Source organism: Protofrankia sp. Cas8 (assembly GCF_963555845.1).
In the GTDB taxonomy this organism is placed as follows: Bacteria; Actinomycetota; Actinomycetes; order Frankiales; family Frankiaceae; genus Protofrankia.
Map to the genome: position 1 here is coordinate 1 of NZ_CAUVXI010000113.1, position 17065 is coordinate 17065.

Annotated in this window: 9 protein-coding genes; 5 read left to right on the top strand and 4 right to left on the bottom strand. The window is 67.8% G+C overall.

Annotated features, from left to right (window positions below):
• From U9977_RS16380 to U9977_RS16400, 5 genes are all read left to right on the top strand, one after another.
• Positions 1-2632, top strand: a 2632-nt coding sequence (locus U9977_RS16380) for a hypothetical protein (protein WP_322750135.1), incomplete at its 5' end; no start/stop codon positions are given.
• A complete protein-coding gene (locus tag U9977_RS16385) occupies positions 2629-5445 on the top strand; it encodes a hypothetical protein (RefSeq protein WP_322750136.1) in 2817 nt (938 codons plus the stop codon). The genes U9977_RS16380 and U9977_RS16385, both read left to right, overlap by 4 nt.
• Positions 5442-6617 carry a protein kinase domain-containing protein gene (locus tag U9977_RS16390; protein ID WP_322750137.1) on the top strand — a complete coding sequence of 392 codons (1176 nt, stop codon included), beginning with the start codon at positions 5442-5444 and terminating at the stop codon, positions 6615-6617. Before U9977_RS16385 ends, U9977_RS16390 begins: the two co-directional genes overlap by 4 nt.
• Complete coding sequence (locus U9977_RS16395) at positions 6614-7846, top strand: hypothetical protein (RefSeq protein ID WP_322750138.1); 1233 nt, start codon at positions 6614-6616, stop codon at positions 7844-7846. The genes U9977_RS16390 and U9977_RS16395 overlap by 4 nt, the downstream gene beginning before the upstream one ends.
• Positions 7846-11340, top strand: a complete 3495-nt coding sequence (locus U9977_RS16400; protein WP_322750139.1) for a hypothetical protein — start codon at positions 7846-7848, stop codon at positions 11338-11340. Before U9977_RS16395 ends, U9977_RS16400 begins: the two co-directional genes overlap by 1 nt.
• A 122-nt stretch (positions 11341-11462) precedes the next feature.
• On the opposite strand, the gene U9977_RS16405 is transcribed toward U9977_RS16400, so the two are convergent.
• The 4 genes from U9977_RS16405 to U9977_RS16420 all read right to left on the bottom strand — a co-directional run bounded on the left by U9977_RS16405 (position 11463) and on the right by U9977_RS16420 (position 16969).
• Positions 11463-13121 carry a PP2C family protein-serine/threonine phosphatase gene (locus U9977_RS16405; RefSeq protein WP_322750140.1) on the bottom strand — a complete coding sequence of 553 codons (1659 nt, stop codon included), beginning with the start codon at positions 13119-13121 and terminating at the stop codon, positions 11463-11465.
• Positions 13122-13386: 265 nt separating this feature from the next.
• A complete protein-coding gene (locus U9977_RS16410) occupies positions 13387-14631 on the bottom strand; it encodes an XRE family transcriptional regulator (RefSeq protein WP_322750141.1) in 1245 nt (414 codons plus the stop codon).
• 1614 nt (positions 14632-16245) lie between these two features.
• Positions 16246-16569, bottom strand: coding sequence for a type II toxin-antitoxin system PemK/MazF family toxin (locus U9977_RS16415; protein ID WP_322750142.1), 324 nt, complete (start codon positions 16567-16569; stop codon positions 16246-16248).
• Positions 16570-16657: 88 nt separating this feature from the next.
• The gene (locus U9977_RS16420) at positions 16658-16969 is read right to left on the bottom strand and encodes a ribbon-helix-helix domain-containing protein (protein WP_322750143.1); all 312 of its coding nucleotides are present in this window, start codon (positions 16967-16969) and stop codon (positions 16658-16660) included.
• Positions 16970-17065: the final 96 nt, after the last annotated feature.

Here is a 17065-nt window from a genome sequence, read left to right on the forward strand (position 1 = left end):
GGGCAAGGTCGACGCCGCCGGTGCCGGCGCGGGTGACCGGCTCTACCAGTCGTTCGCGGACGACTTCATCAACCGGGGCGTGGAGCGGGAGGTCCCCGCGCCGTCCGGCATCGGCTTACGGGGCGTGTCGACCAGTCTGGTGGCGTCGATGGACGTACCCGTGGACGATCTGGCCGACATCGTCGCCTCCCGGCTGCTGGCGCGCGCGGTCGACCTGCTCGGCGAGATCGCACCCGGTAGCGGCGAGGACAACGAGCCGGCGATCGGGGAGTTCATGGCGGCGGCCAACCTCGAGCCGCTGCTGTCCAGCCGACCGCTGCCGTTCACCGAGGTTTCGGCCGCGCACGGGGCGCTGGAGATCACCGGGGCGCTCCGCAGCCGGGCCCGCACGATGGAGGACAGCGTCGCCGCGCTCGAGGATCGGCTGCGGGCCGACGTGCCCGACATGGTCGCCGCATTCGACCCGACAAAGGCCGTTGACATCCTGCTCGGACGGTTCGATCTGTTCCGGACCCGCCGGGTCCTGCTCGGCGACAACCGGCTTGACTACGACGAGCAGCGGGGCGGGGTGGCCCGGCGGCTGGACGACTACCGACGGGAACCGTTCGCCCCACCCGGAATCTCCTTCAACCCGCCGCAGCCGGCCGACGTCCGCGACCGCCGGCTGGGCCTGAGCAAAGTGCGCTGGGGCGATCCCTACGTGCAGCAGACGCTGGCGGCCCAGGACGCCTGGTTCACCTGGCGGGCACAGTCGGCGTGGAGCGCGGCGTGGGCCGGTCAGGCAACCCGCTGGGGCCGCACTTTCGAACGGGTCCGCCAGCAGTTCGGCGCGGTCACGGCCGCATTCGACGATCATGCCCAGAACGAGCCGGGGATGTTCGCCAAGCGCAGTGCCGAGCTGTACCGCAACCGGGTCGGGGTGACCTATCTGCTGCCCCCGGTCGACATGGAGACCTTCTACCGGACGGTGCTCGAGCGGTTCGTCCGCCGCGACCACGGCCGCAACACCGCGACCGAGGCGGACGTGGTCACGGCACTGCTCGGTGCCGAGGGCTGGCGGCCGGCCTGGGCCGCGGCGATCGACCGCAGCCCGACCGCGGCGGTGGCGATCGTCCGGGAGCGTCTCAAGCAGGAGGTCAAGCGGCTGTTCACGCAGGAGAGCGACGCCGGTGCGGACGCGCTGCTGCCGACGATGGCGAGCCTGCTCGCCGGTGCGGCACGACGCGAGGCTCTGATCGCTGTCAGTGATGAAGTCCGCCAGTTCCAGGCGAAGATCCACGGTCTGGTGCCGGCAAACTTCACCCCACAGGGATCGGGTGCGCTGAAGGTGCTCATCTCCTACCCGGCGGGCGGCGCCGACCCGACGATCGAACGGTTCCTGCGCGAACAGATCCGTCTTCCCCGGGAACCCGACATGGTGGTCGAGTTCCGGCCGATCCACGCCGAGTCGATCGCGGTGGTGCTGTTCCGGACGTCCATGAGCATCACCGAGGTCCCCGAATTGCGGGAGATCCTGCACCACTGGTCCGACGCCCTGGTCGACGAGCAGCCGCACGATTTCCTGAAATGGCGCCAGCGGGTCGGTTACGACTACGGCTGGCTGGCCACGACCGAGGAGCACCGGGTCCGCATCCTGCATCATCTGCTGTGCGCGATGTGGAACGGCAACGTCCGTACCCGGGGTGGTGAGCACGACTCGCCAGCGCAGGTGCGCGTTCAGCTCGCCGACGACGACGAGCACATGGTGTCGATGACCCTGTCGCCGGCGCCGTTCGAGCCCGCGTCGTCGTGGGGAAGCCTGCTGCGCGCGTACGAGGACTGGACTCTCGCCGACGACGAGCAGATCAGGCGTGACTTCTGCGAGCAGCTCATGCGGACCCTGCCCGAGGGCCTGTCCGGTCGGACGAAGCAGCCGAGCGAACTGTTCCTGCGGATGCTCACGCTCGCCGGGGAGCAGGCCGCTCTGCTCGACGACATGCGCCGAACCCTGCCATCGGGCAGTCGGGTCTGGGCGGGTCAGCTCTACGACTTCTGGACGAGGACCTTCGACGCGGCAATGGAAATGCAGTTCGAGAACGTCTCGCTGCGTGCCCGTACCAACCTCGCCGAGCTGTACGAGCTGGTTGTACGCCGGCCGCGCGGTGCCGGCCCGGTGCCCGGCCGCGCAGAGCCCGGCCAGCCGGAGCACGGCCGCACCGAGCCCGGCCGGCCAGAGTATCGCCGCACCGAGCCCGGACCGGAAGAGGATTCTCGGGACGACCAGCGGTGGCAGGACGACGCCGATCAGGTGAAGGGGGGCTGGGACACCCCTCCCGATGGCGCCGGCGCGGGCGCCGGTGGCCGCCGCGGGCGTGGTCATCCTGACCCGGCACCCGACCGGGAATCCGGGAATGGCCGGAGCCGGAACGATTATCAGCCCGACAACAACCATGACGGTCGGCGGGCGATCGATCTCCACAAGGATGGCGGCGACGCGTCCGCACGCGGTGGAGCCGGAAACCCAGGGGAGGACCGCGGGGCCGGTGACTATCGCGTCGTCGACCACCGGTCGGATGCTTATCGGACAGATGATTATCAGGCTGACAACTATCCGATTGACGATTACCCAGCGGACGATGAGAGCTGGTCGTGACCGAGTCGACCCTGAGTAGAGCCGCGCCGACGGTCATCGAAATTGATCTCCGTACCCGTTATGCGGAGATCATGATGGTCGAGCGGTTCTCCGACATTCAGCGGGCATTCGTGCGGGATCTGGGTGTGGCGGAGAGCGATCCCGGTCGGGTGCTGCTGATCGACGATTCTCGTCTGCTCGTCGAACATGCACCGGGTCTTGAACGGATCATCACTGCCCGATCGGTGAATCAGGTCGTCTGCCTGGTTGTCGGCCCGCCCAACGCCGAGCGCGGCGGCTCGGCCGGCGGCGGCGATCCTGCCTCCCAGGACGGTCGTGGCTATCCCGATCATGGCGATGATCCCGATCCCGATCCCGATCCCGATCCCGGCTACGGCGACTTCGACGACGAGTTCGGCGGTCGTGGGTTCGGCGGTGGCGGGGCCAGCTCCGGCCGTCGCGACACCGCTGCGCACGCTGGGCGGTACGAGCGCCACGCAGCCCGTCCGGGCCGGGGCGAGCCGGCCGCCGGCTGGGCGTGGTCGGACGGTTCGAGCGGCAAGGCGGCCCCCACGGCCGACACGGCCGACACGGCTTCCGCCCCTACCGGCACGGACCGGGGCCGCTATGGGAGCCGTCCGGGGCGGGGAAGCGCTGGTACTGCCACTGCGCCTGCCGGTGCTTCCCAGGCCGGTGGTTCTGGACCGCGGGCCGGTTCGCGCTCCGATCCGGCCCGGCTTGCGTTGGTCAAGCCCTTCGTCCTCCGGGCTCCGGTGGCCACGCTGTGGGTGAGCGATGCCCGGGGGGTCGGCTGGGGAATGGGGCAGACGCAGCCGCAGTCCCTGCCCGCACTTCTGGATGATGCCGACGACGCGCCGGCGCTCGCAGCGTTACGGGACGCGCTGTGCCAGCACGAGGTGTTCGACGCGGTCGCCGACAGGGTCGGTTCCATGGCGGATGCGACCGCCGCGCCCGGTCTGCGTGCGGTGGTCGGCCGGGTTGAGGACGGCGTGCTCTCCGACGCCCAGTTACGGGCGCTCGACCGGCTACTCGCCCCGCACCCGGAGCCTGGCGAGGAGAGTGAGCCACCCCCGGAACTCCTCACCGGACCGTTGCCGTTGCTGCTCGGGATGGTCGACCGGCGCGCCGACGCCATGCTGCGGCCTGACGGCCTGATCAGTTCGTTGTTGCGGGAGTGCGCCGGCCGGATCGCGGATGCTGACGCCGCGGTGAAGGGCATGCGTGGCTGGCCGGTGCTGTTCAGCGGTCACCAACCCGGGATAGTTGTCTGGTCCGCGATGCGACAGGCGGCGGCAGGGCTCGCCGAACTGCGGCATAACCTGCGGATCGAGTTCTTCGAGATTGACGGCAGCCGTGGGCTCGACCAGGCGCGGCGTAACCGGCTGGATGAACTGGGCGTGGTGACCCGGGGATCCACCGACATCCTGCCCGGGGCCGTGGTCAACAGCCTGCGGGTTCTCACCGACAACGCTCTGGAGACGGGTCGTTCGGTCGTTGAGGCGTCCCAGTGGCTGTCCGGGATCGCACACCGGCTGTACCCGCGCGGAAGCCGGGAACACATCGACGACCTGGACCGGATCTGTCCGGACGGCGTTCTCGACGGCCTCGACAACCCGGGCCCGCTGCGGTTGAGCCTGGCCTCGCCGCGGGTTCTCGTTCCGGTGGCCCTGTTCTGCTTTCTGGCGGCGCTGTGGTCGCCGCTCGACGGCGTCGCCGGAGCCGTCGTCAGCGTCGTTCCGGCGTTGACGATCGTTGTCGTGGCCGTCCTGGGTGCCTGGTTGTTGATGAACGCCCGCCAGGTCAGCCCGGACGAAGCCGGTGCGCTGGACCTCGTCGCACTGGTGCTGGTCGCCCTGGCCGCGGCCGGTGGGGGGTGGTATCTGCAGTGGTCCGCCACGTTGAACCTGCCCGCGTCGGTCCGGACGGGGCTTGCGGCACTCGGGTTGGTCGGGCTGTTGCTGTGGCCGCTGTGGGCCTGGGTGTCCGCGGTGAAACGCTGGCAGCCACAGCTCGGCACGGCCGCTGTGGTGGTCGAGGAGCTCCGCAGGTTGGTCTGCCGGGTGGCGCTGTACGAATGGGCGCTCGCCGACAGCCGGCGGGAGGCACACGACATCACCAACGCACTGACCGGCGCGCTGCTCGACATGCAGACGAAGTTGACCGACCACGCGATGCTGCTGCGCGATCATCCCATCGGTGACCAGCCGGGCGGGGTGCCCGGCATCGACGTCGAGGTCGCCACCCTGCTGCGCGACCAGCGAGGGGAGATCGCCAGAGTTGTCCAGGAGGATCTGATTGATCTGATCCAGACCGTACTCCGCCGCTGCTGGAAGGATCTTGAACGGGGTGCGCCGGACGCACTGGCGAACTACGTGTCCACCGACTCCGAGCAGCTGCTGGAGGTTTACTCCGAACATCTGGCCCGTCGGGGTGTGCATGAGGCTCCGCCGTTCGCCCGGTCGGGGGAGCGACGCGCAGTGCTCGTCGACGCGGTGTGGACCGAATCGCATCGGGTCGCCGAGGTGTTGCGGGCCACCAAGCTGGACGCGGGCATCCAGCAACTGTGCGGGCCGGAGGAGCTGAGCTATCTCGACGTCTCTCCGGACCGCGCGGATCTGATCCGTTTCGCGCCGCGGGCGGCCAAGGCGCTGTTCGCCCGCGGCCCCACCCGCCCGGGGGCCGGTGGCGGCCCTGAGATTCCACATCTCGGTGCCGATCTGGTCTGGACAGCCGGCGGCCAGGTCGCCGGCGTGCTGCGCTTGGTCCGGTTGCGTTCCGGTGTGGTCGAGACGCCAGTGGAGGGTCGGCTGTGACGCATCCCGACTGGAGGGCATCGGAGGCTTCGGACGGCCCGCCGGAGGCCTCGCCCGCCGCACCCGGCGCGAGTGCCTCGCCCGGCGGGCGCCGGCCCGGCCGGGCCGAGTCGGCCGGTGCTGACGGCCGCGGCACCAACGGTTCGTCACCGGGCGAGGCCGGCACCACCGGTGGCCCGTACAACGAGCCGCCGCAGGGCCGCTCGGACGCGCTGACCGAGCTCAGCTACATCACAACCTACGGCGAGCGCGAACAGCTTCGGATCCGGGTCGGGGAATGGGAGGAGCCAGGCGGACGCAGCCCGGGCGCCGCCCGCCCGCCGTCCCGATCCGCGCCGTACCGCCGGCGCCGGCTGACCAACCCGGATTCCAATCTGGATTTCGTCCAGAAGATACTGCCGAAAGATCAGGTAACCGCGGACAACTGCGACCTCATCGACAACGAGATCCAGATTGGCCTCCATCTGCTGCGAATGATCGGCGAGACCCGTTACCCGGCGGAGCTGTCGAGGCTGGTCGGCTATGACGCGGACGCGCAGGAGCCGTTCATCCTGCTCGCCGAACGAGGCGCGCCCGCCGGCTTGTCCAGCAGGAAGATGTCGGCGGCGAAGTACGAAAGCTTCCAGGTCAGCCTGTTCCGGGCGCTGAGCATCCTGGAAGCCGCCAAGGTGGTGCACCGCAGCCTCACCCCGGGGACGGTCCGCTGGAACGACCCGCGGGTGCAGATCACCGACTTCCAGCATGCCCGGCTAATCGGTGAGCCGGCTGGCCCGGCCCCGTCACCGCGCTGGGCCGCGCCCGAGGCGCGCCACGGCGGTGTCCCCGCGGATCCGGCCGCGGACCTCTGGAGCGCTGGCCTGGTGATCGTCCATGTGGTGGGGGGACCGCTCCCGCCTGGGATGACGGGGCCGCCCGACCTGCGCGCCGTCGGTGGCGGTCTGGACCGGACCCTGGATGGCGTCTTCGCGCCGACCCCGCCGCAGCGACCACAGATCGAACTGTTCATGCAGGACCTGCATGCTGAGCGGGACTTCGTGCCCGTCGGCGCCTACCCTGAACCGGTCACGGCCGATCCCCGTTTTCTGGAAGGACGCCGGCGGTTCGCCGAACTGTCCAGGAGTAAGAGCCGGACCGCCCAGACCTTCGACCCTTATTCTGGTGACCACTCATGACCACCGATGACGGCGGGTTCCGCTCCCCCAGACGTACGGTTCGCTGCCCGATCTGCCTGAATGAGTTCGTCTGGGATGACGTGCGCCAGCTGTATGAGCGGGTCGACACCCCGGTGGCCGCGGAGCGGTACCGTCCACTGGAGATCCCGGCGACCACGTCGGCCATCAAGCGCCGGGATCGCGAGCTCGACGCGTGGAAACGCTGCCCGGATAATGACGGTGAGCTCACAGCCAACGACGGTTCCAAGATCGATCATTATCTCCCGGCGGCCTACGCGAAGTACGGCCGCCCGCTGGTCATCGGCTTTGTCGGTTTTGCGGAGAGCGGCAAGTCCCACCTGCTCGCCTCGATGGTCGGTGAGATCGAGTACGGCCGGCTGGAGGCGCTGGGTCTGGGGGTGGACCCGGTGGACGCGGGCGTCCACGAGAACTATCTCAGCGAGTTCGTCGACCCGTTGTTCAACGATGGGGAGGCGATTCAGAGCGACGGGATCGGCGAGTCGGCGAGTGGCGCTGAGTTCAAGGACGCGTTTCTGCTCTCCAACCCCGACCTGGGCGTGACCCGTGCGGTGACGTTCTTCGACATCTCGGGGGAGATTCTTGCGGAGAAAAGCCCCTACACGCAGTTCATCCTGGCAATGGATGCGCTGATTTTTGTAGTCGATCCGTATGTCGCGATCAAGGATCCGGCCGACGGCTCAACCGAAGGGAACCGGCCGCTGCGGCGCGACCGGGCGTTCGCCACTGTTCTGCATCGCTTCCGTGACCAGGAGGGCGCGCGGGAAAAGCCGGTCGCCATCGCAATCACCAAATGTGATCGCTGGCGGTTCGAACAGCCGGTCTCGTCCTGGCTGCGCAGGGACGGCCTGAGCTCATACCGGTCGGCCCGGCAGCCCGACCTGGCCACGATCTGGGAGGAGAGCGCCGACGCCTTCGCCTTCCTCCACCAGAACCACGCACAGGCGTGGCTGCGACCTTATTCGGTATTCTCCAGGGCGACACTGCATTTCGTCTCAGCGACCGGTTCGGAGGCCGTCGAGCCGCTGTCGCCCCAGAATGGGGACGTGAACGCACCCGCTGTCGGCGTCAAGAGATACTCCCGGGGAGTCCGACCCAAGCGGGTGCTCGATCCGCTGGCGGCGATCCTGGCCATGAGTGGGATGCTGGGTGACGAGGCCCGTGCCGTCGGTGGCGATTTTGAGCGGCCGGGACAGGGCGGAGCCCGGTGATGTCCGGATCGAATGTATCCGATCCGGACATGCCAGACTCCATTGCTGTCGACTATCTGGTCTACCGGTACGACCCGCCGAGGCGTGGTGGCGGTCTTTCCGGTTTTACTCCGGCGGAATCCAACCTGCCACCGCCCGAACGCGAGTGGTGGCACAAATCCTACCGCCACTGGTGGGAACCGAGGGGTACCGACATCAGGTGGGGGCCGAGCGTCTGCTATCTGATCGCTCAGGATCTGAACGGCAGAGACCGGGCAATACTTTGTTACCGTACCGCCGGCAGTAGCGTGGCACGAAAGGGTACCGTCAGTTTCCTGCTGATCGGTTCGCCGGACGAGCTCACGGCTGCTGTGGCCCTGGCACTGGCCGACTGGAGCTGGGCCGCGGGCACGTCTTTCGACCCGGCGACCAAGCCTAATCAGCATTGGTACGTGACCGCAGGTGCCCAGCAGCGGGTGCCGCTGAAAACCCCCTATGTTGTTCCGGCGGCTGGCGACGACGACTACGAAAGCCTCCTACAACGGATCGTCGTCGATTTCCTGGAAAAGTCTGACAGTGCTCAACGTGCCCATCACCTACTTGTACCGGGAGTCGGGCCGGGTAAGGCGGTCCAGCTGCTGAAGAATGTGCTGGCGGCACTGGACAACGATCGCTGCGGTACCCTCGTCAGGCGTTTTTCCTTTTCGGCTTCGCAGAAAGACAACATACCCGCAGATACGGCGCCACGGGTGGTGTTCGCGACTCAGAAGTTCACCTGGCAGGGTGGGGGTCTGACCATCCTCGACGACCGGCCTCCGCATCCGGATCCGGATCCGGTGTACACCGACGCAGCCCGGCTTCTTGTGAGGGTTTCCCGCCGAGCCGATCGCCATAGGTTCGACGAGATCGTCCAGGAAGCGTTCAACCCGGTGAATTCCCGCGGGTGGTGTGAGCGGCTGATCGAAAATTCCGAACTGCGGCAATGGCTCGGCTCGCCCGAAGGGCCTTCCGTCCCGCGTCCCGTCCCGGTCCCGGTCCCGGTCCCGCCCCCGCTTCCGGCCGCCCCGCCTCCGCCTCCGCTACTCATCAGGGATCATGTGATTGGCGTGTACAGAAAGGGCATCCACCGGGCCCGGCAGGCGGATACCGTGATCGCGGTCGTCAACATTCTTGTTGACATGATCCGCGATATGGTCTGGTTGACGGAGAGGAATGTAGTCGGACTGCGGGCGGTCAGCCAGCTAAAATCCGCTCCTGATCAGGATTTCGTTCTCTCGCGATTCGAGCTTCCTCGCCGTCCCGACGGCGTCGATGCACAACTGTCGAAACGTGTTCTGCAGGTGGTTGACAGAACGTTTGTCACGATATTCAACGGACGGTCCGATGTCATCCGCGAGCTGCTCGGAGCGGTGAATGCCGCTGCGGTTGCCACTGATTCAAGCTACTCGCGGCCGCCCGCTGAGGCGCCAGAGCTGAGCGCAGTGATTGACGACCGTCACGATTATCTGACGCGCCGGGATGGGGACTCGAAACGCGCCGCGGCCGCGCAAGCGCGCGAAGAGGTGCGTTGGCTGTGTGAGCGCCGAATTCTGGAGACATTGGGGCAGATTAGCCAGAAAGAACCAAGCTCTTCCGATGTAATCGGCTTTCTTGTCGAGCTGATCCGGGTCGGTGGTGGGCTGACCGAGCAGCATGTCGAGACCTTGCGCTGGATATCTTTTCACTGTGTCCGCGACAGCCCACTGCAGATATCCGGCGATGTCGCGGGGGATCTGGAAGCGTGCGACATTCTCCTTGGCCAGGTCGGGCAACATCGTATCAGAAATGTTTTCGATCAGCAGAGTCGTGCGCTTGAGAATCGTGCGTTTGAGGATGCGCTTCGAACCGAGTGTGGCAGGCGGGTCCAATACGGTCGGGAAATTGTTCAAAGGGTAATTTCTGATGTCACGGTCGTGGGTCTGCATGACCGGGTTGTCATCGACCGCCTGATCGCGGGGATTCGCAGCCTGGCTGGCGAGCCGATCGATCCGGAGATCTCGCAGAAACTCGAGAAGCTGCGCGGAAAAGCGGACCAGGCGTTCGAGCGCGGGCGTGCTGCGGTTACGGACCGCCCAACGGAATATCTGCCTGCCGTTGGGTCGCCCCGATCGGAGGAGCCTGGAAGCGCCCTTGTCGTGGCGGGGCCGACCACGCCCGGGATGAAATACCCTGACCGGCCGCCGCCCAGTCAGCCGCAAAACGTTTCTGACAGGGAACCCGGATCGGCCGCGAGGCGGACATGGAACAGCAACCATGGAGAGGACGCCCACAACAATCGAAAACAAGGCGCCGGGGTTTCCGCAACCGATGTGACGCCTTCTGGTCGACGCCGGAGGGTGGATTTTTCGAATCCGCTCCATGTCATCGTTATTGCTGTTATTATACTTGTTGTCATCGTGTTTATTATATTTTTGACGGTGGGCCGGAGTGGCGGAGGAGCCGGTATTCCGGTAAGAGGGTTCGATGGCAGCAGCTTCAAGAAGGTTGTCTTCAATGATGGGGCGTGGCAAGCGTCGGATGTTCCGGCGGTCTTCGCCGACGCCGCAGTGGATGCGGCCCAAGCGCAGTCACCGCCGGGGGAGATCAGGCTGACCATCTCCAAGGAGTGGCAGAAAAAAGCGGACGATGTCCTGGATGCTGCCAGGATCGATGATTTCGGGCGTGACAGTTTCAAGCCCGACGGTGCGGTTGTGGTCATCGACCCGAGGGACGGCGGAGTGCGGGCGGTCGCCACCCGCGGCCAGGCCGCTGGCAACGCGAATCTCGCCACCGGCCTGACCGCGAATCCCGGCGAACTCGCGGTGCTCCTCAGCGCCGCCGCCATGGACAAGAACGGACTCGTCGGACTTCACCCAGACGAGGCCGGGGCGTCGGGCTGCAAGGATTTTCCAGCGGTAGTCCAAAATTCCTGCACAGGAAGCTTCAAGGCGTTACAGGAACAGCTCGGTGCGGGTTTTCTGCCACGGGCACAGGCAATCGCCTGTGGTCTCGGGTTCAACGGAATAGGTTATCAGGTGAACGGCGTGCGAATCGCGGCGTCGTCGGCACTACCGGGAGAGAGCTGCGGGGGTGACCCGGCGGTGGCTACGGACGCTCCGATTCAGGCCACACCCTTCCAGCTGGCGGTGGCGATGTCCGCGTTCGCTGCGAGGGTGGTTGCCCGGCCCGCTCTCTGCCCTCACTTCGTCCAACCCGTTTCAGTAGGCAGCTGCCCGATCGAGGGCATACCGCTTACCGCTGATATCGCGCAGTACATACGGGACGAGATGACTGCGGGTAACGGCAATGCCGCGCTGATGAACAGTTGGTCTGCCGACAACTCCAGCTCTACCGGATGGGCGGTCGGTTTCGCGCCGGCCCAGAACCCGACGGTTGCGGTCGCCGTGTACATCAAGGGCAGGTCCGCGACGAACGCGACCCCGGCCAAGCAGGCCGCCCACGACGCCGCCAAGACGCTTCTCGGCAGTGCCGGCTGAGAAACCGCCGCTCGTTCCCCCACGGCCGTGTCGCCTCTGGTAATGGCTTGGTGATGTGTTCATATGACGGCGGCCGTTGGGGAACGCGGGATAGCCGGGTTGCTGTGCGTGTGGCTGGGCTCCTAGCGGGGGGTGGCGTCGGTGACCAGGTCGCCGACGACGATGGTGGTGTCGTCGCGGGCACCGGCCATCATGGCGGCGTCCACGAGCGCGTCCGCGGCCTGTTCGGGGCTCATGGTGCCGAGCTCCATCAACAGGCCGTCCAGTTGCTCGGGCTTCATGACCTTGGTGATGCCGTCGCTGGCGAGGACGACCCGATCCCCGGCCCGCACCGGCTCCTCCAGCAGATCCAGCTCGACCTCTTCGTTGAGCCCGATCGCGTTCAACAGCGGCCCGTTCTTGATGGCGTGCGGGGTGGTGAGCTGGCGGGGCCGGCCGCGCCCGGGCTGTAGCCAGACGGTGCTGTCCCCGACGTGCGCCACGAAGAGGGTTTCGCCGGTGTCGTGCTGCCGGCCGAGGACGACCACGTCCAGCGTGCAGGCCATCCCGTGCCAGGACGGCTCCTGCAACGGCTTCTCCCGGACGGTCCGGTTGGCCCGGTCGAGGGCACCCCGCAGGCCGTCGCGGGGGTCGGCGGCGTACTGCGGGCGGAAGCTCGCCACGGTCGTCACCGCCAGGGTGGACGCGATCTGGCCGGCCGCTTCGCCACCGACTCCGTCGGCCACCGCGAGCAGGCCGTCGAGGACGACGAAGGCATCCTCATTGGGACCGCCACGCTTGCCCCGGCGGGTCCGCCCGGCGGCGGCCAACCGCAGCGCCGGCGAGGTGGAGACGTCCGGTTCGTCCGCGACCAGCGGCACGGTCGGGACCGGCGCAACCATCGCGGGTACCGGGGGAATCGTCTGATCCGACGCCTTCGTTGCGGCGGGGTCGTCCCACGGGTCACCACTACCCCCGTGACCGCCGACACCGCCGGTGCCGCGGTTGTCCGGGTAGGTGCCGCTCCTGCGGGTAGCCGCCGCCTCGTCGAACCCGAAGCCATCCCGGCTGGCGGGCGCGCCGTGTGCCACCGTGCCAGCGTACGGGTCGCTGCCACCGAAATCGCCCTCGCGAGGCCGGTCACGGCCTGATGTCGCGGATGGGGGCGGGCTGACCGGTGGGGGCGTCCACCCCGTCGCGTTTCTTTCCCGGGTCTGTCCGGCGGCGGGCACCGCCGGGTTGACCGACGTTGCCGCGTTGGTCGACGTTGCCGCGTTGGTCGACGTTGTCGCCGCTCCGAGATCCCGATGCCCGGCGCCGTGCGTGGACGGTGTCGACCAGACGTCGGGCTGCTTGCCGCCGGGTACCGTCGCGAAAGCGGTCGTCGGCGGTTCGCCGGCCGGCGGCGGTATGGGCGCGGTGGGGATCGCCGCGGTCCTGGAAAAGGCCGGTGGGTCCACGTTGCCGGGATTGCCGGGGTTGCCGGGGCGGGCAGACCTGCTGGAGCCGGCGGAGCTCACGGAACCATCCTGTCCCCTCGGTGCGGCTGATCCCGAGGCGCGGGTGGCACCACCGGCCGGGCGCGCGGGGGCACGCCGCAGCGGCGCGAGGATCGTCCCGATGATCCCCGACCGTCGCCGCCGGCGTTGTCCCGACCGTGTGTTCCCGGTGGGTGTCGATGGACGTGGCGGATGCGTCGGCCCTGGGCCGAATCCCGAGGCGCGGCTGGAGACGACGACGAAGAGAATCGCGCCGATCAGCAGCACCACGATCAATGTGATGGGTACCACCGAACTGTCCATGGCCTCCGTCCCCCACGTGTGGGTATTCCGATCACGCTAGCGGACGTCCGCGCTGACGTCCCCCGTACCCACTCAATGGCATCAATGCAGATCGGCCGACGGATGTGTCGCGACATCGACACAAGTGACCAACAGGGCTTGACCAGCGCTGACAGGCAGTATCCGAGATGCGTCGGATATGTGTCAGGCTGCCGCGCCATTGCTGCCGAGGTGGACCCGCGGGGGCGGAGGTCGCCGGTGGTCCGTGGGTGGCCTCGGTGCCCGGTCAGACCCCGACCGGTGCCCGGTCGCCGGAGCGCAGGGCGGTGCGGGCGTGTTCGGCGAGGGCGGCGGCACCGGGATGCCCGGCGATCTCGATCGCGCCGCAGAGGGTCAGGACATCGACCCTCGCATTCTCCGACGCGACGCAACCGGCAAGGTCGATTGCCTGGTAGCCGAGGTCGACTGCGCGCTCCACCTCGCCGGCGTCGACCTGGGCCACACCGAGCCAGACCCGGTGATGAATCAGCTCCCGTGGGTACTCGCAGGCGTCGAGCTCGTCGACGGACCGCCTCAGGTGCCCGATGGCGGCGGCGGCGTCGCCAATGCACAACAGGGCCTTGCCGGCGTAGTACTCGATGGTCGGACGAGAACACCAGTACACGTAGTCCGGATCATCGCCGGGTTCGGCCTGATCGATCTGGGTGAACGCCTCGGCGATCTCGGCCCGCACGGCTCGGCTGTCGCCGACCTGAGCATGGGCGATGGCCAGCGAGCCGGCGAGCACCGCCTTCTCGGTCGCCGTGAGGGCGTCCCCGGCGCCCGCGCGGGCCGCGCGCAGCATGGTGACCGCGTCGGCCGGGTCGCCGTAGCGCACCGCCTGCTCCGCCATGCAACGCAGGATGTTGGCGCCGATGGCCCGGTCGCCGGCCTCGTGGGCGGTGCGCAGCGCCACCAGCCAGAACTGTTGGGCGATCTGGTGACGGCCGCTGTCGAACGCGGCCCAGCCCGCCAGCCGGGCGAGTTCCGCGGCGACGGCGTAGAGCCGCGCGCGCTGGTCCTGGCTGTATGCACCGGTGCGCAGCAGCCGGACGATCACCCGCAGCTCGGACACCGCGAGCCCGTGCACATCCTCCCCGCCCAGAACGTCGTCCATCCGCCGCAGGGCGTCGACGCGGTCGGCGAATCCGGCGACCAGGGCGTCGTTGACGTGCCTGCCGTTGAGTACCGCGACGGGCCGGGCGGGAGCCGCGACGAGCCAGGAGTGGACGACCGCGCCGAGCGTCGCGCTGGTGAAGGTCAGGACGGCGGGCCGCTGGACCCGGCTGGTCACCTCTTCCAGCGCGGCACCGAGCCCGTCGGGCGCCCACAGGCGCGCCAGCGTCCACGGCGGGGTGTCGGCGGTCAGTGTGGTTCCGTTGTGAACGAAACCGCTGCCGACGGCGGTGGCTGCCGTGCCACGGCGGGAACGGCGGGCCCCGAGCTCTCGACTCGTTCGTGACCGCCCGAGCAGACTGCTGGGTTCTCTCACGCCCGGCCTCCTCAAAATGGCCAGTCAGGAAATAGTCGTCGGCACCGCGGCCATAGTCGTTGGCCTTGTTGTGATCACCGGTAGGTGCCCGAGGTATTTCATGATAAACAACAAAACCACGCCGACGACCGCCGCAGGTGCAGCGTACGTCAGGCCCGCGGGCGGAACAAGTAGCGCAAGATTGCCACGGTGGTGTTGTTATATCCCAAACTACGCAAGAAACCCAACGGTCGACCGGGTGTTGAGATTCAAAAGGTCGATGGTTGTGGTTGTTCAACCTCGCTGGCTCGCTGGCTCGCTGGCTCGCTGGCTCGCTGGCCCGCTGGCCCGATGCAGCTCGGGCGGTGGCTGCGGCGACCGCGACGGCGTGCGGTGGCTGCGACGGCGTGCAGTGGCTGCGACGGCAGTAGTCGCGGTTCCGGTTGCCATCGCAGCTGCGCTCACGGGCCGGCCCGGCACGCCGGGAATCATCCTCGGATGACCATTTAGAGCGCCCGGCAATTGGGGACGCAGCGTCGCAGGGTTGGGGCACGCACCTCCCTTCGTTGTCGTCGGTCGGCACCCAACATCAGGGTGACTCCCTCCTCCGTCTCGCGATCTACGTACTCCAGCCCTGCTCCTTGATCCACGCCCCTATTGCCGGGCGTTCTTAGCCCGATCATTCGGGACCGTCCCGAAGGCGGACCGCATTCGGTGATCCAATCTGGTGATCCGAGCCGGCAGCTCCTCTGGGTGATCTCATCCGTTGATGACCGATCGGGGTTGATGATCGGATGGGGACGGTGGTCGAGGCACGCATCCCGATGCGTGCGGGGCTTTTCTGGCCACAAACCGCGTTGGGAAACTTTCGGCGCGCAATGCCGGACACCCCGGATGGAGGGAGTCGACTCATGCGATTATGGATCTTCTCGGGCGTCCGAGGGCCCGAGGGCCGCGGGGAGAGGCTCCCGACCCTCCGTCCAGAGCCGGGAACCTCTCTCTAGCTCTGACGCTCGGCGACCCCGTGGGGTTGGCGCCAAAGTCGCACCACCGGAAATCAGGGTTCCTGTCGGATCCGGGGTTCCTGCCGGATTGGCGAAGCCGATCTGCCAGGTCCCGGAGCCGATCTGTGCGGTCCGTCCGGAGATGCCGGACTCCAGCCGCCGGACTCCAGCTGACCAGTGTGTCGCTGGATCGGGCTTAGCGGTCGGCCACCCAGCATCACGGGCCTGCCCGCCCTGCCTGGGCTGGGTTCCACGCCGCGGCAGGCTGCGATCCGCCCGGCGAGCCAACGCCGCGCACCCTATTGCCGGGCGTGGAGCAGATCTGTTCCGGTCAACGACCCGGCCGACTCTCAACGATGTGAATGTGATGCTCCTCCAGCAACATCAGATTCACATCGTTGAGAGCGCCTGGCAACAGGGGTGTGGATCAAGGAGCGGGGTTGGGGTACGTAGATCACGAGGTGCGAGGAGGGAAGCACCGGAGGTGTTGGGTGTCGACCGACGGAGCCGGGGTACCCGTGCATCGCCCAGCGATGGACGGGGAGCGATGGACGGGTAGCGATGAGGCGAGGTGCGTGCCCCAGCCCCGCGACGCCGCGTCCCCTATTGCCGGGCACTCTGAATTCCAAGCTCAGACGTCGACCGCGAGCCTGACCGCCGCCGAGAGCCGCCGCAGCAGGGCCGGCCCGAGCATCCCGATCTCGGTGACAAGTAGGTCGGACGGGATCGTCGTGATGTTGTCGCAGCTGGCGACGCTGTCGACCTTGAGGCCCTCGTCGGGGCCGACCGGGACCTCGCTCGGGATGCCGCGGATCGTGCGGGTCACGGGGACGACGGTGACGTTCGTCAGGTACGGCAGTGCGGCGTCACGAGTGATGATGACGACCGGTCGCACACCGGTGGGTGGCGGCAGTCGGGCGACCCAGAGGGCGCCGCGGCGCAGGGGTGGCTTCACCTGGTCCGTTCCGGATCATCGCATTGAGCATAATGGTGTAGCGCGTACGGAGATTCCGGGTGATTATGTCCCAAGGGCGGCCGAGGGATCAGAGCGTCTCTGCCAGGCCCAGGTCGGTTGTCAGGCCCAGGTCGGCGAGATCGTAGCCGCCGTCCTCGCCGAGGATGGTCGGTACCAGGTTCGCGGCGGTGAAGGAGAGGGCTCGCTCGTCGGACGTTCGTGGCTGCTGACAGTACCCGCGCGCGTACGCCTCGGCGATCATGCGGTCTTCCTCCACGCGGCGTTGCGTATGGAGGGCCGCGCGGACGGCCTCGGCGCGTGAGTGATAGCGCCCTGACGACACCATCGTGTCGAGCGCGGCTACCTCGGCTTCGTCCAGCCGGACTGCGATCTGTGGCATGCAATCAGAATACCTCGTCGACTCCCGTCCTGGTATGCATGTTGCACACCAAGACGGGAGTCGCGCACAGGCCCGGTCGCGCAGGTCCGGCGGCTT